Source organism: Psychrobacter immobilis (genome assembly GCF_904846225.1).
Classification (GTDB): Bacteria; Pseudomonadota; Gammaproteobacteria; order Pseudomonadales; family Moraxellaceae; genus Psychrobacter; species Psychrobacter immobilis_F.
The window spans coordinates 1-15,497 of record NZ_CAJGZJ010000033.1; the positions used below are offsets into that span (position 1 = coordinate 1).

Annotated in this window: 17 protein-coding genes and 1 pseudogene; 10 read left to right on the plus strand and 8 right to left on the minus strand. The window is 41.1% G+C overall.

Annotated features, from left to right (window positions below; translation table 11 throughout):
• Window positions 1–328: 328 nt before the first annotated feature.
• The 3 genes from JMX48_RS13325 to JMX48_RS13335 form a co-directional block, all read right to left on the minus strand.
• Window positions 329–688 carry an MliC family protein gene (locus JMX48_RS13325; protein ID WP_201538598.1) on the minus strand — a complete coding sequence of 120 codons (360 nt, stop codon included), beginning with the start codon at window positions 686–688 and terminating at the stop codon, window positions 329–331.
• A 150-nt stretch (window positions 689–838) separates the two neighbouring features.
• Entirely contained in the window at window positions 839–2,041 is a 1,203-nt protein-coding gene (locus tag JMX48_RS13330; protein WP_227688031.1) for a low temperature requirement protein A, read from the minus strand.
• Between the two features lie 40 nt (window positions 2,042–2,081).
• Window positions 2,082–2,987 (minus strand): LysR family transcriptional regulator, encoded by a 906-nt coding sequence (locus JMX48_RS13335; RefSeq protein WP_201538600.1) that lies wholly within the window; start codon window positions 2,985–2,987, stop codon window positions 2,082–2,084.
• A 143-nt stretch (window positions 2,988–3,130) separates the two neighbouring features.
• Here JMX48_RS13335 and JMX48_RS13340 point away from each other — a divergent pair, with 143 nt between their 5' ends.
• From JMX48_RS13340 to JMX48_RS13350, 3 genes are read left to right on the plus strand one after another with little or no spacing between them, the layout of a single operon-like run.
• Window positions 3,131–3,514, plus strand: coding sequence for a DoxX family protein (locus JMX48_RS13340; protein ID WP_201538602.1), 384 nt, complete (start codon window positions 3,131–3,133; stop codon window positions 3,512–3,514).
• 56 nt (window positions 3,515–3,570) lie between these two features.
• Complete coding sequence (locus JMX48_RS13345) at window positions 3,571–4,125, plus strand: NADPH-dependent FMN reductase (protein ID WP_201538604.1); 555 nt, start codon at window positions 3,571–3,573, stop codon at window positions 4,123–4,125.
• Window positions 4,034–4,852: a YoaK family protein gene (locus tag JMX48_RS13350; RefSeq protein ID WP_227688033.1), complete on the plus strand. Its 819-nt coding sequence runs from the start codon at window positions 4,034–4,036 to the stop codon at window positions 4,850–4,852. The genes JMX48_RS13345 and JMX48_RS13350 overlap by 92 nt, the downstream gene beginning before the upstream one ends.
• 84 nt (window positions 4,853–4,936) lie before the next feature.
• Here the strand turns inward: JMX48_RS13350 and JMX48_RS13355 are convergent, their stop codons facing one another.
• Window positions 4,937–5,263: a GNAT family N-acetyltransferase gene (locus tag JMX48_RS13355; RefSeq protein ID WP_201538606.1), complete on the minus strand. Its 327-nt coding sequence runs from the start codon at window positions 5,261–5,263 to the stop codon at window positions 4,937–4,939.
• 219 nt (window positions 5,264–5,482) lie between these two features.
• Between JMX48_RS13355 and JMX48_RS13360 the strand changes: the two genes are divergently transcribed.
• The 3 genes from JMX48_RS13360 to JMX48_RS13370 all read left to right on the plus strand — a co-directional run bounded on the left by JMX48_RS13360 (window position 5,483) and on the right by JMX48_RS13370 (window position 8,006).
• Window positions 5,483–6,193 (plus strand): pirin family protein, encoded by a 711-nt coding sequence (locus JMX48_RS13360; protein ID WP_201538608.1) that lies wholly within the window; start codon window positions 5,483–5,485, stop codon window positions 6,191–6,193.
• Window positions 6,194–6,447: 254 nt separating this feature from the next.
• On the plus strand, window positions 6,448–7,326 hold the full coding sequence (locus JMX48_RS13365) for a pirin family protein (RefSeq protein ID WP_201538610.1): 879 nt from the start codon (window positions 6,448–6,450) through the stop codon (window positions 7,324–7,326).
• Between the two features lie 68 nt (window positions 7,327–7,394).
• Window positions 7,395–8,006: a nitroreductase family protein gene (locus tag JMX48_RS13370; RefSeq protein ID WP_201538612.1), complete on the plus strand. Its 612-nt coding sequence runs from the start codon at window positions 7,395–7,397 to the stop codon at window positions 8,004–8,006.
• Window positions 8,007–8,282: 276 nt separating this feature from the next.
• Here the strand turns inward: JMX48_RS13370 and JMX48_RS13375 are convergent.
• A pseudogene (locus tag JMX48_RS13375) lies at window positions 8,283–9,210 on the minus strand (bestrophin family protein).
• A 708-nt stretch (window positions 9,211–9,918) separates the two neighbouring features.
• Between JMX48_RS13375 and JMX48_RS13380 the strand changes: the two are divergent.
• Window positions 9,919–10,368 (plus strand): winged helix-turn-helix transcriptional regulator, encoded by a 450-nt coding sequence (locus JMX48_RS13380; RefSeq protein ID WP_201538614.1) that lies wholly within the window; start codon window positions 9,919–9,921, stop codon window positions 10,366–10,368.
• Between the two features lie 113 nt (window positions 10,369–10,481).
• On the opposite strand, the gene JMX48_RS13385 is transcribed toward JMX48_RS13380, so the two are convergent.
• From JMX48_RS13385 to JMX48_RS13395, 3 genes are read right to left on the minus strand one after another with little or no spacing between them, the layout of a single operon-like run.
• Complete coding sequence (locus JMX48_RS13385) at window positions 10,482–10,838, minus strand: SCP2 sterol-binding domain-containing protein (RefSeq protein ID WP_201538616.1); 357 nt, start codon at window positions 10,836–10,838, stop codon at window positions 10,482–10,484.
• 59 nt (window positions 10,839–10,897) lie between these two features.
• Window positions 10,898–11,758: an alpha/beta fold hydrolase gene (locus tag JMX48_RS13390; protein WP_201538619.1), complete on the minus strand. Its 861-nt coding sequence runs from the start codon at window positions 11,756–11,758 to the stop codon at window positions 10,898–10,900.
• A gap of 37 nt (window positions 11,759–11,795) precedes the next feature.
• Window positions 11,796–12,653 carry an alpha/beta fold hydrolase gene (locus tag JMX48_RS13395; protein WP_201538621.1) on the minus strand — a complete coding sequence of 286 codons (858 nt, stop codon included), beginning with the start codon at window positions 12,651–12,653 and terminating at the stop codon, window positions 11,796–11,798.
• 241 nt (window positions 12,654–12,894) lie between these two features.
• Here JMX48_RS13395 and JMX48_RS13400 point away from each other — a divergent pair, with 241 nt between their 5' ends.
• The 3 genes from JMX48_RS13400 (at window position 12,895) to JMX48_RS13410 (ending at window position 15,447) form a co-directional block, all read left to right on the plus strand.
• Window positions 12,895–13,890, plus strand: a complete 996-nt coding sequence (locus JMX48_RS13400) for an NADP-dependent oxidoreductase (protein ID WP_201538623.1) — start codon at window positions 12,895–12,897, stop codon at window positions 13,888–13,890.
• A 65-nt stretch (window positions 13,891–13,955) separates the two neighbouring features.
• Entirely contained in the window at window positions 13,956–14,501 is a 546-nt protein-coding gene (locus JMX48_RS13405; protein ID WP_201538625.1) for a PaaI family thioesterase, read from the plus strand.
• 61 nt (window positions 14,502–14,562) lie between these two features.
• Window positions 14,563–15,447: an alpha/beta fold hydrolase gene (locus JMX48_RS13410; protein ID WP_201538627.1), complete on the plus strand. Its 885-nt coding sequence runs from the start codon at window positions 14,563–14,565 to the stop codon at window positions 15,445–15,447.
• The last annotated feature ends 50 nt before the right edge of the window (window positions 15,448–15,497 follow it).

Genomic DNA, 15,497 nt, shown 5'->3' on the forward strand with positions numbered 1-15,497 from the left:
GTATATATGAGGTCTTAAACAGCCCCATAAACATCAATAATAGCAAAACACTATTCTGCTTTTGAGAACAGTTAAAAATATATCAGAACGTCTATACTCTCTATCGTTAAAGAACCATATATTAGCGACAGTACTGCTGGGATGAACTTTCCGATAACTGTATGCAAATCTCTTATTTTTCTTAAAAAAAAGGTTGTTAACGCCCTATCAAAGTACGCTAACAACCTCTCTTAATGGTTACTTTTTAACTGTCAATTTTTTAGCTATATTTTCGCCAATAACATTATAACTTACCTATAAGCCGAGGCAAAAAAAGCGGTCTTTCATATTATAGCTGACAGTTGACGCTATACTCTTGACCGTTTGCCATGCGCACACTCATAACACCATAGTCCGCTTTAGTATGCCAATCATAGCTCATCTTCGGGTCAGTAGTATTAACATAGCGAGCACCAGAGCCAGATACTGCTTGATTTAACGTGATTTTCTTACCGTTTATACCAATTTTAGGCAAGGTCACTTTTAGGTTGGCAACTTGACCATTAGCTGAATAATCGGCCATCACTTGACCATTATCTTGACAGGTCATATTCATAGTAGTCGTTTGGCTATTACCCGTTATAGGCGCGTTGGTGGCACAAGCTGCCAAAAATAGTACAAAAGGAGCAGTAGCGATTAGTTTTTTCATGATAGTCCTCATTGGTAAAGTATCGAGTAAAAGGGGAAAACAGTGATTAATGAAAAAAAGTTATGATAATGCAAACTAAGACCATTATTGTTAAATTTTACTGCGATTTATTACCTTTAAGTTATAACTATTTCTAAGTCATTATTGCTTTTAAATTTTATTTTGCACTTCCCACTTTTTATTGTCTTGAACGAAGTACCATATCATAACTATAGGTGCTAAAAGACTTAGCCAAATACCATAAGTAATAGGCACACCTTGATACACTGTCAGACAACTTAGTCCGATAATGACTGCTGCAATGAACATGGCTAAAATATTGTGACTCGATTTGCGGCACATGAGTGCACGTAGTATCGTTAGCGTGAGTAAGAACGCAGTTAACAATAGCATCAGTACATTCATAGCATAAACTTCTGAAATGCTATGCTCAATAGCATTCGCACTAGCATCTGTAACTAAGTTCAGCGCACTACCCAATGCAGCTAACGAGGCAAACACGAAAAAGTGACCATAACCGAATAAAAACAAATCATAGCGCCGACGTTCTTTATCTAAAATACTATCGAAAGGGATAGTAAAATAAAGCCACCACAAAGAAAACACCAATGCGACTAAGCTTGAGCCTAGCAATATGATAGTGCTAGTAGGAAAAGCGGCGTTCACCAAAAAATATTGGATGCTGTTACTCACGCCTAATACCCCTTCGCCCAAAACGATGATAGTCAAAAGCCCATAACGCTCGGCAATATGCTTAGGGTGCCAGTTGTTACTTTGTGCCATGCGTGCCCATACTGGCATTAACAATTCAGCTATGATAAATATAAAGAGCGCAGTCGGTTGTATCGAGGCAGGTAAAAACAACCAAAGTATCCAGAAACTTTGTAGTGTTAATAATCCAATGATATTGCGACCAGCCACTTGCTTGTGGCCTTTTACTTGTCGATAAACCCGCCACCACTGGCTACAGCTCGCTAATCGCATGATGGCATAACCAGCGACGCCTATCCACATCAGTCCCTGTTCAAAAAACTGATTGATGTTGGCGGCGATCATTAATGAGCCAAACATTTGCAGCATGACTGACAGGCGATAATACCAATCATCGGGATCATACTCTGAGGCAAACCAAGTAAAGCTCGTCCAAGCGTTCCATAATATAAAAAAGGCCACGATAAACGTTAAAAATCCCAAAAAATCGTGCTCAAGCAAACGATGATGCAAGCCGCTTGCTGCTGCAGCAACCGCAATGACATAGACTAAATCAAACAATAACTCGAGTGTGGTGGAGGCTCGATGTTGCTCGTTAGGGTCTCTAGCATGGATAGTTTGGATCGTGGGTACACGGATCATTCACTGTGCTCCAATAAATATAATATGAATAATCAAAAAACTAATACCTATCCCAGTATGGATTATCACCAAAACGCGCAGCAATAAAGTCAATCAAGTAACGACAGCGCTGCGATAAAAATCGATTTTTAGGATAGACCGCATAAGCATTTAAGGTTGGCAATTGATACTCTGGCATGACTGCCACTAGCCTGCCATCGGCTAGCGCCTTATAAGCAATAAAGGTTGGAATATAGGTAATGCCATGACCTTTGATTGCCATATCTACTAAGAACTCTCCATTGGTGGCTTTAATTTTCGACGTAACGGTAAGAGTGTGTTTTTTGCCATTATCGTCTAGCAATTCTAAAGTAGTGTGCTTACCTAAGCCATATTGTACAAACTCATGCTGTGCTAGTGATTCTAGCGTATCAGGCGTACCGTTTTTCGCCAAATATTCGGGACTGGCGCACATGATAAAGCGAATCAAAGCTAAGCGCTTGGCTTGATAGCTAGAGTCTTGCAATTCTCTAATACGAATAGCAAGCTCATAGCCTTCTTCGACCAAATCAACATGTCGATCCGCTAAATCTAGCTCAAAGCTCAAGTCAGGATGCATAGCAGCAAAGTCATCAATGACGTCGCCTAAATGTAACAGACTAAAAGATAACGGTGCGGTCATTTTTAGCGTGCCCTCAATTTGCGTCGGCGCTCCGCTGGTTTGTTCATTAAGCGCATCGACATCATTTAGGATACTGCACGCCCGTTGATAATAATGCTCACCAGCTTCTGTCAAGTTAGATTGCCTTGTCGTTCGACTGACAAGTTGCGAGCCTAAGCGTGACTCAAGCTCTTTTAAACGACGACTAACCGCAGACTTTGCAATATTTAATTGATCGGCAGCTTTGGTAATACTACCTGCTTCAACGATACGTACGAACATGGCCATGTCTTCTAACTGTCCCATGAAAACCACTCCTTCATTGTTCTATAAATAAGAACTTACATTTGCAATTATCATGGTTTACCTATACATAAGCAACGAATATAATAAAACCATCGCATAATCAAATGAAATCTAAAAAAACAAACTACTACTGGAGAACACTTATGGACAAATTACAAGCACTTAGCGCCCCTATCGGACGCCTATTTTTATCAATGATTTTTATTTTTTCGGGCTTTACTAAAATTACCGGTTTCGCTGCCACTCAAGGTTATATGGAATCAATGGGCGTGCCTGGTATGCTATTACCTTTGGTTATCGCGGTTGAACTTTTCGGCGGTCTTGCTATTCTCTTTGGTTTTAAAGCGCGCTTGGTGGCGATATTGATGGCAGGCTTTAGTATTGTATCAGCACTGCTTTTCCATCAATTCTGGATTGATGAATCACAGATGAACCCATTTATGAAAAATATCGCGATGGCGGGTGGTTTTTTGATGATTTTTGCTCATGGTGCAGGCGCTTATTCAATTGATAACAATCGCACGTGAAGCATTTAGTATAGTGAAATCTTCATTCCATACCATTTTATTATTAAGGAGTCACTATGAGCGCATCAATCAACATCGCCCTAATCATCGGTAGTTTGCGAAAAGAATCTATCAATCGTAAATTTGCAGAACTTATGGTCTCGCAAATGCCTGATAACGTCAGTATAGAAGAAGTGAATATCGCAGATTCACCGCTTTATAATCAAGATTTCGATGATACAACGATTGACAGCTATGAGCGTGTTCGTAAACAGCTCAAAGCGGCTGATGCGGTATTAATTGTCACGCCAGAGCATAACCGTACTATGCCTGCCGCCTTAAAAAACGTGGTAGATATTGCCTCACGTCCTTATAAAGAAAATATTTGGACAGCCAAAAAGGTAGCAGTAGTAACAGCGTCGCCTAGTACTTATGGTGCTAGAGATAGTGGTTTAGATCTGCGTAAAAGCATGCAAATGCTCTCGGCGCAAGTGATGATCAGCCCTGAGGTGTACTTAGGTGATGCGACGGACAGCCTAGATGATGAGGGCAACGTTAGCGAGCGCACGCAAAAATATCTGCAAAATTTTGTCGATGCGTTTGTGCTGTTTGCTGGACATCCCAGTGAATAAAGCGGTATCTGATAATAAAACTTATACTAAGATTGACAAGCCACCAAACTTTTGGCAACGCTACCAAGCGCCTATATTATTAACTGTCGTGGGCGGTGCGATCGATACGATTGGTTTTATCACGCTTTTTGGGTTTTTTACCGCTCATGTCACCGGTAACTTAGTACTGGCGGGCAGCGGTTTGGTCAAAGGTGATGATGGCTTATGGATTAAGCTAGCCTCAGTGCCGCTTTTTATAATCACGGTGGTTATCACCAAAATATATATTGATAAAAGCCGAAAGCAGGAGCGAGTTCTGAGTCATCTATTGCTGGCAGAAGCGCTGTTCTTGACCGCCTTTATGATCGCAGGATTGTCTTTTCAACCTTTTACTGAGGCTGGAGACATATCAGTCGCCATCACTGGTGGTTTGGGTTTGACCGCGCTCGCCATTCGCAATACGGCCAGCAAAACATTGATCAAACACATGAGCCCAACGGTGCTAATGACGGGCAATACGACCCAACTTGGTATTGAGCTATCAGATTATCTTGCCAATCGCACCACTGATAATGCCAAAAAACTGGGACATAGCGCGGCATTGGTTATCAGCTTTGTGATTGGTGCGCTACTCGGCGCGGTACTGTACGTCCATCTAGGTTATTGGGCGGTCGGTTTATTTGTCATTCTCGTGCTCTACTTATCGCTATTAGCCCGTGATTCAGAGTTTTTACAGCATATTAGCTAATACATATTATACCTATTTTAAGTAGTGTCATTAATAGCAAAAGCCATGATAATTTATCATGGCTTTTTTTTGATTTTTATTTTCTTATGCTTTCGCACCATGAAATACCGAATTGGCTTGGTATTCTGGGTGCTTATCAATGTAGGACTTTACATAAGGACACGTTGGTTTAACGCGCAAATTTCTAGCAGCGGCGTTGTCTAATATTATTTTGACTAAATAACCAGCAATACCTTGACCACTAAGCGACTCAGGTACGAATGTGTGCTTATATTCAATACCTTCCTCGCCTGTGGATGTGGTAAAAAACTCATACTCTTCAAACGCAACCTGATCATCGATATGAATTTCGAAACGTTTTTGAGCCTTATTGTCGATAACTTCGTTATTCAATGTATGTAGATTTGACATGGTTTCCCTCTCTTTATCGTTAATATTTTTTACACCTATTTATTGGTACTAACGGGTGACGCGAATGATGGCGTGACTACTATATTACGTTAATTCTAAGTGCCTATTGTTCTATAAATGAGAATAGTCATTTGCAATAAGCACTGTTTATCTATGTATGGTCAACAATTATAATAGACCCATAGCGTAAACAAACCAATTAAAAATAAAGGAAAACTTATGAAAACGATCTATCATGCAGCAAATTCTCGTGGCGATGCTGACCATGGCTGGCTCAAAAGCAAGCATACTTTTAGCTTTGGCAATTATCATAATCCAGAGCGTATGGGTTTTGGCGCGCTACGAGTCATCAACGACGACTTCGTTATTGGTGGTCAAGGCTTTGGCAAACATTCACACCGCGACATGGAAATTATTAGTATTCCATTATCGGGCAAGCTTGGTCATGGCGATAATATCGGCAACCAAGGCACCATCGAGACTGGCGAGATTCAGGTCATGTCAGCGGGCACAGGTATTACTCATAGCGAGATGAATGGTGATGCGAATGAGCCTGTTAAGTTCTTACAGATTTGGGTAATTCCCAACAAAACGGGTGTGCAGCCGCGTTATCAGCAAGTACGTATGGATGAGCACATGAAAGCTAATGAGTTCAACCAAGTACTATCCCCCAATGCTAATGATGCTGGCGTGTGGATTCATCAGGACGCTTGGTTCAATATGGGTTCTTTCGATAAAGGCGTTACTCAGACTTATGATTTAAAAAATACTAATAACGGCGTTTATGTATTGGTACTCGAAGGCAAAGTGACTATTAACGGCAACGTTCTTGATACTCGTGACGGCCTTGGTATCTCAGACACCAAAAGCTTCACGATGGATGTGAACGAGGACGCTAGAGTATTGCTAATGGAAGTACCTATGTATTAGAAATATCTATGTACTAGAAGTACTTATAGTCAAAGTATCTCAAAAGCGCTACGGTACTGCTAATATAAATTTTTGTAGCCTCTGGCAGCAACGGCACAGCAAACAAGAAAATTGATTTAGCAGTGCATGATTTAGCGGTATTAATTTTCACTGACTATATTTACTAATTGATTGTATTAATCAATACAAAAGGTAGTAGTAATTTATAAGTAAGCATTCAATAATCTATAACTATCTATAATAAGAGGTGAATGATGAGTATTCAAACCCTAGAGCCAAGGTTGGCTGATGTCGGCGGTATTCCGATAGCCCGGTTATTACCCAATAAAGGTAAAAAGCCTATCGGCGCATGGTGCTTTTTAGATCACGCTGGTCCTGCTGAGTTTGGTGAAAATGATTTGGGCATGCAAGTTGGTCGTCATCCGCATATTAACTTGCAAACGTTCAGCTGGATGTTAAATGGTGAAGTCTTGCACAAAGACAGCTTAGGTAATGAGCAAGTCATTACTAAGAACCAAGTTAATGTCATGACCGCAGGTACAGGTCTGAATCAAGGTATCAGTCATACCGAACAAAGCGTGTTTCCAGACACTGGTGGCTCGTCGGATGCGGCGCGTGCTATCAGTATGGTACAGCTCTGGATTGCCCTACCGACTGATCAAGAGATTGAGCGCGGTTTTCATCATTATCCTGAGCTGCCAACTTGGCAGGAAGACAGTGCTCAGATGATTCTGACTACCGGTAGCTATACCAATGCGTCAGGTCAGCGCTATGAAGCGCCTACTATTCAATATTCAAAACTGGTCGGTTACGGTATATTGGTTTCAGAAGGTGAGATAGAGTCTGAAGGTAATATTTGTAAGCAAGATCAGTTATTTCGCTTCCATGATAGCGATGTTGCTAATAATGAAAGCATCAAACTGGCTGCTAAAAAAGGCACGCGTGTCATGTTTATTGGCGGTGAACCACTCAACAACCAAGTTCTGCTTTGGTGGAACTTCGTCGCTGATAATAAAAAAGAGATCGAGCAATCCATTATTGACTGGAACAACGGTCATGAGCGTTTTGGTAACGTCGACTCTGATATGAAACGCTTGCCAGCACCTGAATTACCTCAAGGTTTTAAAGGCTAAAAGAAGGCTGAATATTAAAAGCTTTTATCATTCACTATATTTTTATTATAAACCCAATGGAGAAAACTATGTCAAATATAAATGATTTACAACAACTAGCCGAACAGCGCCGCTCTATCTATGCACTAAGCGATCGGCTACCTGTTTCTAACGATGAAGTCGTTAAACTGGTTGAACATGCCGTCTTGCATACGCCATCCGCTTTTAACTCACAGTCAACGCGAGTCGTTGTTTTGTTTGGTGATGATCATAACAAGCTTTGGCAAATGACCGAAGATACTTTACGTGATATTGTTGGTAATGAAGAGCAATTTGCTTCAACCAAACAAAAGATTGACGGCTTCAAAGCTGGCGCTGGTACGATCATGTTCTTTGAAGATCATAGCGTCGTAAGAGGAATGCAAGCTGCCGCGCCTTTGTATGCTGATAAGTTTCCAATCTGGGCACATCAAACCAATGCGATGCATCAGTATGCCATCTGGACAACATTGGCCAGCATTAATGTCGGTGCCAATTTACAGCACTATAATCCAATCATTGATGAAAAAGTCGCTAACGAATGGAACATCGATGAACATTGGGAATTGAATGCTCAAATGGTATTTGGTGCCATCGAGCAACCCGCAGGTGATAAAGCGTTTCAACCTTTAGATAAGCGTATGAAAGTGTTTGGTCAGTAAAGCATAATTGTCTTATTTTAAAATCAAGTAACATTTAAAAAAATGATGGTCAGCCTAGTGGTGGCCATCATTTTTATTGGACAAGAGACATTTTATTATTGTGGTACTTATTATATTGATAAGTAGCCTTCAAAATATAAACCATTGAATAAACTGCAAAGTAAAAAACACTCTACCCTTCTATAGAGCCATCAAAAGATAGACAATCATAAAATGAATAATTCAGCCACCGTAAGAAATGCTTTTATTGAGGTAAGAAAGCGTCTCTAACATAACTTACCGTAACAAATAACCATCTATTGGTACTATCTCAGACGGAATATCTGTTTCTTCTAACGCTTCTAATAGATTAATTTCGATAATTCGTGATATAGCGGTAAGTGGTAAATTGTTAGGAGCTATGCCAAAAGGGTCTGTTATCTCTTCACTCAAAGCATCAAGTCCAAAAAATGTATAGGCAATGACACCACACTAGAGGAGTCGCCCAACCTAAAGAATTTGCCAAGCCAAAAGGCAACATGAAACAAAATAGATAAGTAGTTCGATGCACCAATAAAGTATAAGCAAAAGGCAACGGCGTCGTATAAATACGCTCACAAGCTGCTAAAACAACTGTCAACGAAGATAAGGTAGTGTCCATGTTCTGTATCATAAGATCTGATGACAAATTTTGACGTCGACTATAGCCCAACTTTTTACCCATCAGTCGTAGCAGATACTCAGGTAGGTTTCGTGCTTGGTGTATATCGTTATGATGATCAGGCTCAACAAAACTCTCAACATCTTCCCATGGTGACGTGCTACGCAGTCTATGTCGTAGTGCGTGAACAAAAGCAATATTAAGGCGGATAATAGACCGCTGTGTATGACGCCCAACTTCCGTCTCATCATCGATAAATGAAATTATTTGGCGTGTTAAACCGCGAGAGTAAAAAACCAACTGTCCCCATAATCCTCGAGCTTCCCACCATCGCTGATAAGTCGCATTATTGCGAAAGCCTAAAAATAGAGATAAAGCGATGCCAAGCACAGTAAAAGGCACAGCACCATAAGTAGAGAAAGAGCTTGGAATGGAGTGTTGAACCGCTGATATGATTGCACTGAGTAAGGTAATGAATAAAACTTGAGGATAAATTTGCGGGATCACAGAGCCACGTAAGGTGAAAAGTATCTTGAATGCATTTGGTTTTTGTCGAACGATCATAACAGTCTTTTACCGATAAATTTTAGACAGGGGCTAGCAAATGTGCCATATGCTTGGCAATTGAATGATTTCAATGACTCAGACACTCTTTAGATAAGTGTCTTTTATAAAGAGAATAATAGTTGATAATTTTAGCACTAAAACCAATATTTTTATAATCTAGAGTGTATTAGTCGGACGAAATAGCGATAAAATAAGCACCGACCAAATTTTATTTAAAATAAAGTAGATACTTAGAGCATGTCCTGATTTCAAAAATAGTAACAAAAATGAGATAAATTGCCGTCAAACAAGGAAAATAGCGCAAATAATATCAAAATATTAACCAGCTATTTGACACGGTTTGACAATAATAAGCCAATTTTAGTCCATTTAGTCGAGCATCGATTGAATTGAGGACATGACTTAGTTATATTTAAAATTAAGCAACTGAACGATTGAATATAATTAAACTTACCTATCCGGTGATAGAATCATATACTCTGCTAAAATTTTTATCAGAAAAATAAAAAAACTATTGGGTTAAGGTATATCACTACTATAAGTGTTTGATGGTATACCTTAAATATATCGCTAAAAATTAGGCTATTTTCAAACTCATTTTAGGGCCAAAGGGTTCGTAGTGGACGCTGTCAGAGGTATGCTCTAAAACTAGGACGATTTGAGGTATAATAACCCTTCACAAATCAGACATTGATAATGACTCCTATGGCTAAAGTGCCCTTAGATAAACCCAGCCTTGCTGCTTGCCCTATTGCCCGTAGCCTCTCCGTATTCGGCGACTCTTGGTGTATGCTCATTTTGCGTGATGCTCACATGGGGCTTACTCGCTTTGATGAGTTTCGCAGTAGTTTGGGCATCTCCCCGTCGATGTTGACCAAGCGCTTGGCAACATTAGTGGATGAAGGCTTGTTTGAAAAAAAGCGCTACTCAGAGCTACCGCCGCGTGAGGAGTATCTATTGACTCAATCTGGGCAAGACATATTACCCGTATTGTTTGTGCTTGGCGCTTGGGGACGGACTCATAAGCTTTATGAAGAAGAACAAATACGCGTCTTTATAGATTCGGAGACAGGTGTGGAGATTGAACCTATCGTGGTTGATAAAAATACTGGGATTGAGCTTAGTAAACGCGCTATCAAGCAGAGAAACTCATAGCTTATTCAACCACGGCATTTCTCTGCTTTATCCTTCATACTAAATAAATTTCTTAAGATTTTGTCTGTATAGTTCTTAGGCCGCTATAAAATATAATGGCTAAAGAATAGATATCAAACGTACGCGACCAAGCCTTGAAACCACATTACCGCTGCGTAATCGCCGCTAATCGTCAAATCTTTACTACCGACCGCTTTTAAGAAAGCACCCATACTGTCTTTAGCACTCAATACGGCAAAACCTTTTTTGGCAGAACTAAAGGTTAATGTAAAATCAGCCTTGTCGCTGTGTCCAGCATAAGAGCGAACACGTTGATTTTTGACCACATAATAGCGTCCTTGTCCACTCGTGGTTTGAATCTGAAACACAAGGTTTTGGCCTTTAGCATGCGCCGCAGCCTTGGGATTCTTTTTGATAGCACGCTGCATCAATCCTGTTAATATCAGGAGCAAGATTTTAAATTTTAACATGAGATTTTATCCAAATAGACGATGATTCTAAAAGCTTGCAGTAAGCTGTCATGCTCAAGTTATTCATTTAAAAATTGTAAAGCATGCCCTAAAAAACGCTCAGGATACTGAAATTGTGCCCCATGACCAGCATCTGGATAAATAAATAACTGCGCATTGGGAATATGCTGCGCCATATAGTAGGAATTAATGGTCGGAATCATCACATCATCTCTTCCATTTAAAATAAATGTTGGTTGCAGAATCTTTTCTAAATGTGCGAAGGGCTGAATGTCGTCAAGTTTTGGCAAGAAGTGTAGATTGGCTTCAATTTGCGCTTGCATAACGGCAGGTGAGCTCGGCGGATCTTGCTCCACGCGTTGGTGACGGCGCTCCCAAAAGTGATTACCTGCTTCAATGGCTGCTTTTGAGCGGCCGAAGAATAGGAATAAAAAATTGTCTTTTGTCGGCGTAGACTGCGTGGCATGCTTATAGATCAAAGCAGGAATATCCTTATCTTCATGACCCGGTTTGCCGCCACGTGGTCCTGTACCCAGTAGCATCAGCTTACGCACTAGCTCAGGATGGCGAAGCGTCAAATCTTGCGCCTGAAAGCCCCCTAAAGAGAAACCCAATACATCGACCTGCTTGAGACCAAGCGCACGAATAATAGCGGCTGCATCATCGGCCATTGCCTCTATGCGAGTACGCGGTGTCCCCGTTGAGGAAGCGACACCCCTGCCATTAAACAAAATAACCTCTTGATTGGCCGCAAGACCATCTGTCATAAGAGGGTCCCAGTTGTCCATACCACCACGAAAGTGCTGCAAAAATAAGAGCGGTGGATTTGGGCTCTCTGTATTACCCCATCTGCGATAAGCAAAACTAGCCCTATCGACTTCTATGAATTGCGTTGGTGCTGTTAAATGAGTCGTCGTCATAAAAATGATGCCTTAAAAAATATACCTGTTGGTAAAATTACTGTTTTGCTAAAAAATTAAGCGTCTGTTTCACGAAATCCTCATGATATTGAAAAATACCACCATGTCCGGCATCTGGGTATATGATTAACTGACTGTTGGGCAATCGTTTTGCTAAGTCATGAGTATTTAGCGTAGGAACCATACGATCATGCTCGCCATTAGCCACCAAGGTCGGATGTTTGATGACAGAGAGATCGACTGGTTTTTTGTTGCCCCATTTTTTCAGGGCTTTAAGTTGAGCACGGTACGCTGAAATCACGATTGCTTTGTCAAGATTTTCAGTCCGTTCATTAATACGTTTAATAAACGCTGTTGCCGCACGTTTTCCATTGTCAGTACGAGTAAAAAACAGAAAAACCTTGGGATCTTGACGTGTCAGTAATCCCCTGATGAGGTCTCTATCAGCAACTTTATTAACTTTAGCGATACCCTCTCCACCAGCAGGGCCTGTACCCGATATCACCATTTTTCTCACCAAACTGGGTTTTTTTAGTGCTATTTCTTGTGAAATCATACCGCCCATAGAAAAGCCAAATAAATCAACCTTATCAAAACCTTTTGCTTCAATAAAAGTAATAGCGTCATCAGCCATTTGCTCTATCGATTCAGCTACTTTCCCTGTCGAAGCACCCACGCCGCAATTATCAAACGCCACGACATGATGTGTTTTGGCGATACCATCCATAATGCGAGGGTCCCAATTGTCTAATACCGCTACCAAATGGTTTAAAAATATGATGGGTGTGCCACCATTTTGCTGACCGTACTCACGATAGGCAAAGCTAATGCCATCTGCACTGATAAAATCAGTAGGTACTATTGTCCATTGATAGAGCGATGTTTGTACTGGCATTAAGGTGTCTCCTATGGCATGTGGGTCAAATCTTGTCATATCAGTTAAGACTAAAAAGCATGAGTTACTACTAAAATAATAGTTACTATAATACAAGAAATTGCTATAGTCACTATTATTTTAGTAGTAACTAGTCTATTTTTATATTATTATTGGATAAGGTATGACTGAGCAAGACTTATTTGTACAGATGTGTCCTATTCTAAACACACTTACGATCATTACATTCAGGTAGAATATTATGAAAGCCGCTTATATCAATCATTATGGTAAGCTTGAACAGATTCAGTTTGGCAAGCAGCCCAAACCGACTATTCAAGACGATGAAATTTTGGTAAAAGTACATGCGGTCAGTATCAACCCACTCGATTTGCGCATGGTAGAAGGGGAATTTAAAGCGGTTTTACCCGTGCAGTTTCCTTTTATTTTAGGCAATGATTTGGCAGGCGTCATCGTCGAGGTTGGCTCAGGAGTACATAATTTTAAAGTGGGAGATGAGGTTTTTGCTAAAACTGATGCGCAAGGATGCTTTGCTGAATACACCTCTCTTAAAGAAACCTCAGTGGCTCTAAAGCCGAGCAACCTGTCTATGACGCAAGCCGCGGCCTTACCCTTAGTTGCTTTAACAGCGTGGCAAGCCTTAGTAGAAATAGCACAGCTAAAACGTGGACAAAAAATACTGATTCATGCTGGTTCTGGCGGTGTGGGATCGATTGCCATTCAGCTTGCCAAACATCTAGGTGCCAATGTTGCCACGACCACTAGTGCTAAGAATGCAGATTGGGTAAAAGAGTTGGGGGCAGATATCGTCCTCGATTATAAAACGACCAATTTTGCGGAAGTATTGTCTGGTTATGATGTGGTATTTGATACGCAAGGCGGCAAAACGTTAGAGCATTCTTTGCAGGTTTTGAAACCTAACGGCACAGTCGTTAGTATCGCAGGACCACCAGACAAAAATATGGCGCAAGCCATCGGAGCCAATTGGATCATGAGCAAAATCATTCCCTTACTGAGTCTATCTATCAGAGCAAAAGCCAAAAAACGCGGCATTCATTATCACTTTTTATTCATGCAACCAAATGGCGAGCAATTATCGCGTATTGCTGAACTTGTAGAAACACAAAAGATGGTTCCGGTACTAGATCGTGTTTATGATTTTACTGAATTCTCACAGGCCATCCAGCATGTAGATGGTGGTCATACCAAGGGCAAAGTAGTGGTCAATATCAGTTAAGGCCGCGACAAAACGCTTTTAAAAAAACGAAGCACAAAAATAACTGTCACACAAAGGATTGTAAAATGAATGATGCAAAAACAAATATTGATGACGTGTTGGCTACTTGGGAAGCTGACGATTTGCGAGTGCGTGCTAAATTAGGCCCTGCAGGAGTCACATCGCCTGCTAAAATGGTCAGTATGAGCGGTAAAGAGCTTTTAGATGCGATTTTTTCTGGAGAGTCACCCTCGCCACCAATTGGCGAAACACTTGATTTCATCCCTATCCATATAGAAGACGGTCGTGCCATTTTTCAAGGTCGGCCAAATGAAAAACATTACAACCCATTAGGTAGCGTACATGGTGGTTGGTTTTGTACCATTCTTGACTCTGCGGTTGGCTGCGCTATTCATTCAACCTTACCTGCTGGCAAAGGGTATACCACGCTTGAGATTAAAGTGAATATGATTCGCGCCTTGACAACAGCCGTTCCGTTGGTGCGTGCTGAGGCCAACATCATTCATGTGGGACGGCAGACAGCCACGGCTGAAGGTCGCATTGTAGGGCCTGATGGCAAACTATATGCGCACACCACCACGACTTGTTTAATATTTGACATGCCACAGTAAAAATAATATCGACATTTTACTTCACTGGTTTTGATTATTGACAAACACTAAGGCCAATTTTATGCAAACATTCGAACGTACCATCACATTAGATGATAAACAAGCGCGCTATTATGACCTGTCTGCCTTAGGTAATAGGGATAAAAATACATCGAGGACGGCGGCTCACTTCTATGGTGGCAATGGCTTTACGACTGGCGTGTATCTACCGCTGTTGACCGAACTCAGTACGCAATTTGCTACCACCAGTCTTGCCATGCGCGGCTACTGGCACGATTTACCCTCCGTCAAGAAGCTTACCCGCGAGCAAGATGCCGATATATTGATAGATTTTTTACAGAAGACACAAGACAGCCCTATCGTCGGTATTGGGCATTCTCAAGGCGCTACCGCTACTGCCATCGCCGCAGCCAAACGTCCAGAACTGTTCTCAGAGCTTTATTTGATAGAGCCTGTGACTTTTACCAAATCGCAAACCCTCATGATGAACGCTGCGCCTGATGACCTAAAGATAGGTCAAGAACCGTTTAAAAGCACGTTAGCCAAGCAGGCGGATTGGGACAGTATTGAATCATACTATGACTATCTACGGGCGCATCGCGCATTCAAGCGTATCAATGACGATCATCTTTATACTTTTGCAAAAAACAGTCTGATCGAAAATGAGCAGGGAAAATATAGTCTGCTTTTCGCACCCGAGCAAGAACTGGCAAGCTACTTTGACACCCCTTTTGTCAATGATTCTTTAAAAGAGCTGAACGATCTTGATGTGCCCTACACCATTATCGTTGGCAAACCCTCCATGTTTATTAGCAATGACGTGCGCAAAGTATGGGAACGTCTTGTGCCAAGCGAGAGAATCATTGAGCTATTAGAAAATGGTCATCTGCTGCCAATGGAAGCGCCACAGTTGTGTGCTGATACTATCATGCAAAAATTCGACTGACCTGAGCTTTCAAATTTATGTAAAAAAACTTAAGAGTTTTTGAGCTATAT

Bases quoted from the DNA above. Each gene is read 5' to 3' on its own strand.
- JMX48_RS13325 (WP_201538598.1), bottom strand. From the start codon at position 688: ATGAAAAAACTAATCGCTACTGCTCCTTTTGTACTATTTTTGGCAGCT.
- JMX48_RS13330 (WP_227688031.1), bottom strand. From the start codon at position 2,041: ATGATCCGTGTACCCACGATCCAAACTATCCATGCTAGAGACCCTAAC.
- JMX48_RS13335 (WP_201538600.1), bottom strand. From the start codon at position 2,987: ATGGGACAGTTAGAAGACATGGCCATGTTCGTACGTATCGTTGAAGCA.
- JMX48_RS13340 (WP_201538602.1), top strand. From the start codon at position 3,131: ATGGACAAATTACAAGCACTTAGCGCCCCTATCGGACGCCTATTTTTA.
- JMX48_RS13345 (WP_201538604.1), top strand. From the start codon at position 3,571: ATGAGCGCATCAATCAACATCGCCCTAATCATCGGTAGTTTGCGAAAA.
- JMX48_RS13350 (WP_227688033.1), top strand. From the start codon at position 4,034: ATGATGAGGGCAACGTTAGCGAGCGCACGCAAAAATATCTGCAAAATT.
- JMX48_RS13355 (WP_201538606.1), bottom strand. From the start codon at position 5,263: ATGTCAAATCTACATACATTGAATAACGAAGTTATCGACAATAAGGCT.
- JMX48_RS13360 (WP_201538608.1), top strand. From the start codon at position 5,483: ATGAAAACGATCTATCATGCAGCAAATTCTCGTGGCGATGCTGACCAT.
- JMX48_RS13365 (WP_201538610.1), top strand. From the start codon at position 6,448: ATGAGTATTCAAACCCTAGAGCCAAGGTTGGCTGATGTCGGCGGTATT.
- JMX48_RS13370 (WP_201538612.1), top strand. From the start codon at position 7,395: ATGTCAAATATAAATGATTTACAACAACTAGCCGAACAGCGCCGCTCT.
- JMX48_RS13380 (WP_201538614.1), top strand. From the start codon at position 9,919: ATGGCTAAAGTGCCCTTAGATAAACCCAGCCTTGCTGCTTGCCCTATT.
- JMX48_RS13385 (WP_201538616.1), bottom strand. From the start codon at position 10,838: ATGTTAAAATTTAAAATCTTGCTCCTGATATTAACAGGATTGATGCAG.
- JMX48_RS13390 (WP_201538619.1), bottom strand. From the start codon at position 11,758: ATGACGACGACTCATTTAACAGCACCAACGCAATTCATAGAAGTCGAT.
- JMX48_RS13395 (WP_201538621.1), bottom strand. From the start codon at position 12,653: ATGCCAGTACAAACATCGCTCTATCAATGGACAATAGTACCTACTGAT.
- JMX48_RS13400 (WP_201538623.1), top strand. From the start codon at position 12,895: ATGAAAGCCGCTTATATCAATCATTATGGTAAGCTTGAACAGATTCAG.
- JMX48_RS13405 (WP_201538625.1), top strand. From the start codon at position 13,956: ATGAATGATGCAAAAACAAATATTGATGACGTGTTGGCTACTTGGGAA.
- JMX48_RS13410 (WP_201538627.1), top strand. From the start codon at position 14,563: ATGCAAACATTCGAACGTACCATCACATTAGATGATAAACAAGCGCGC.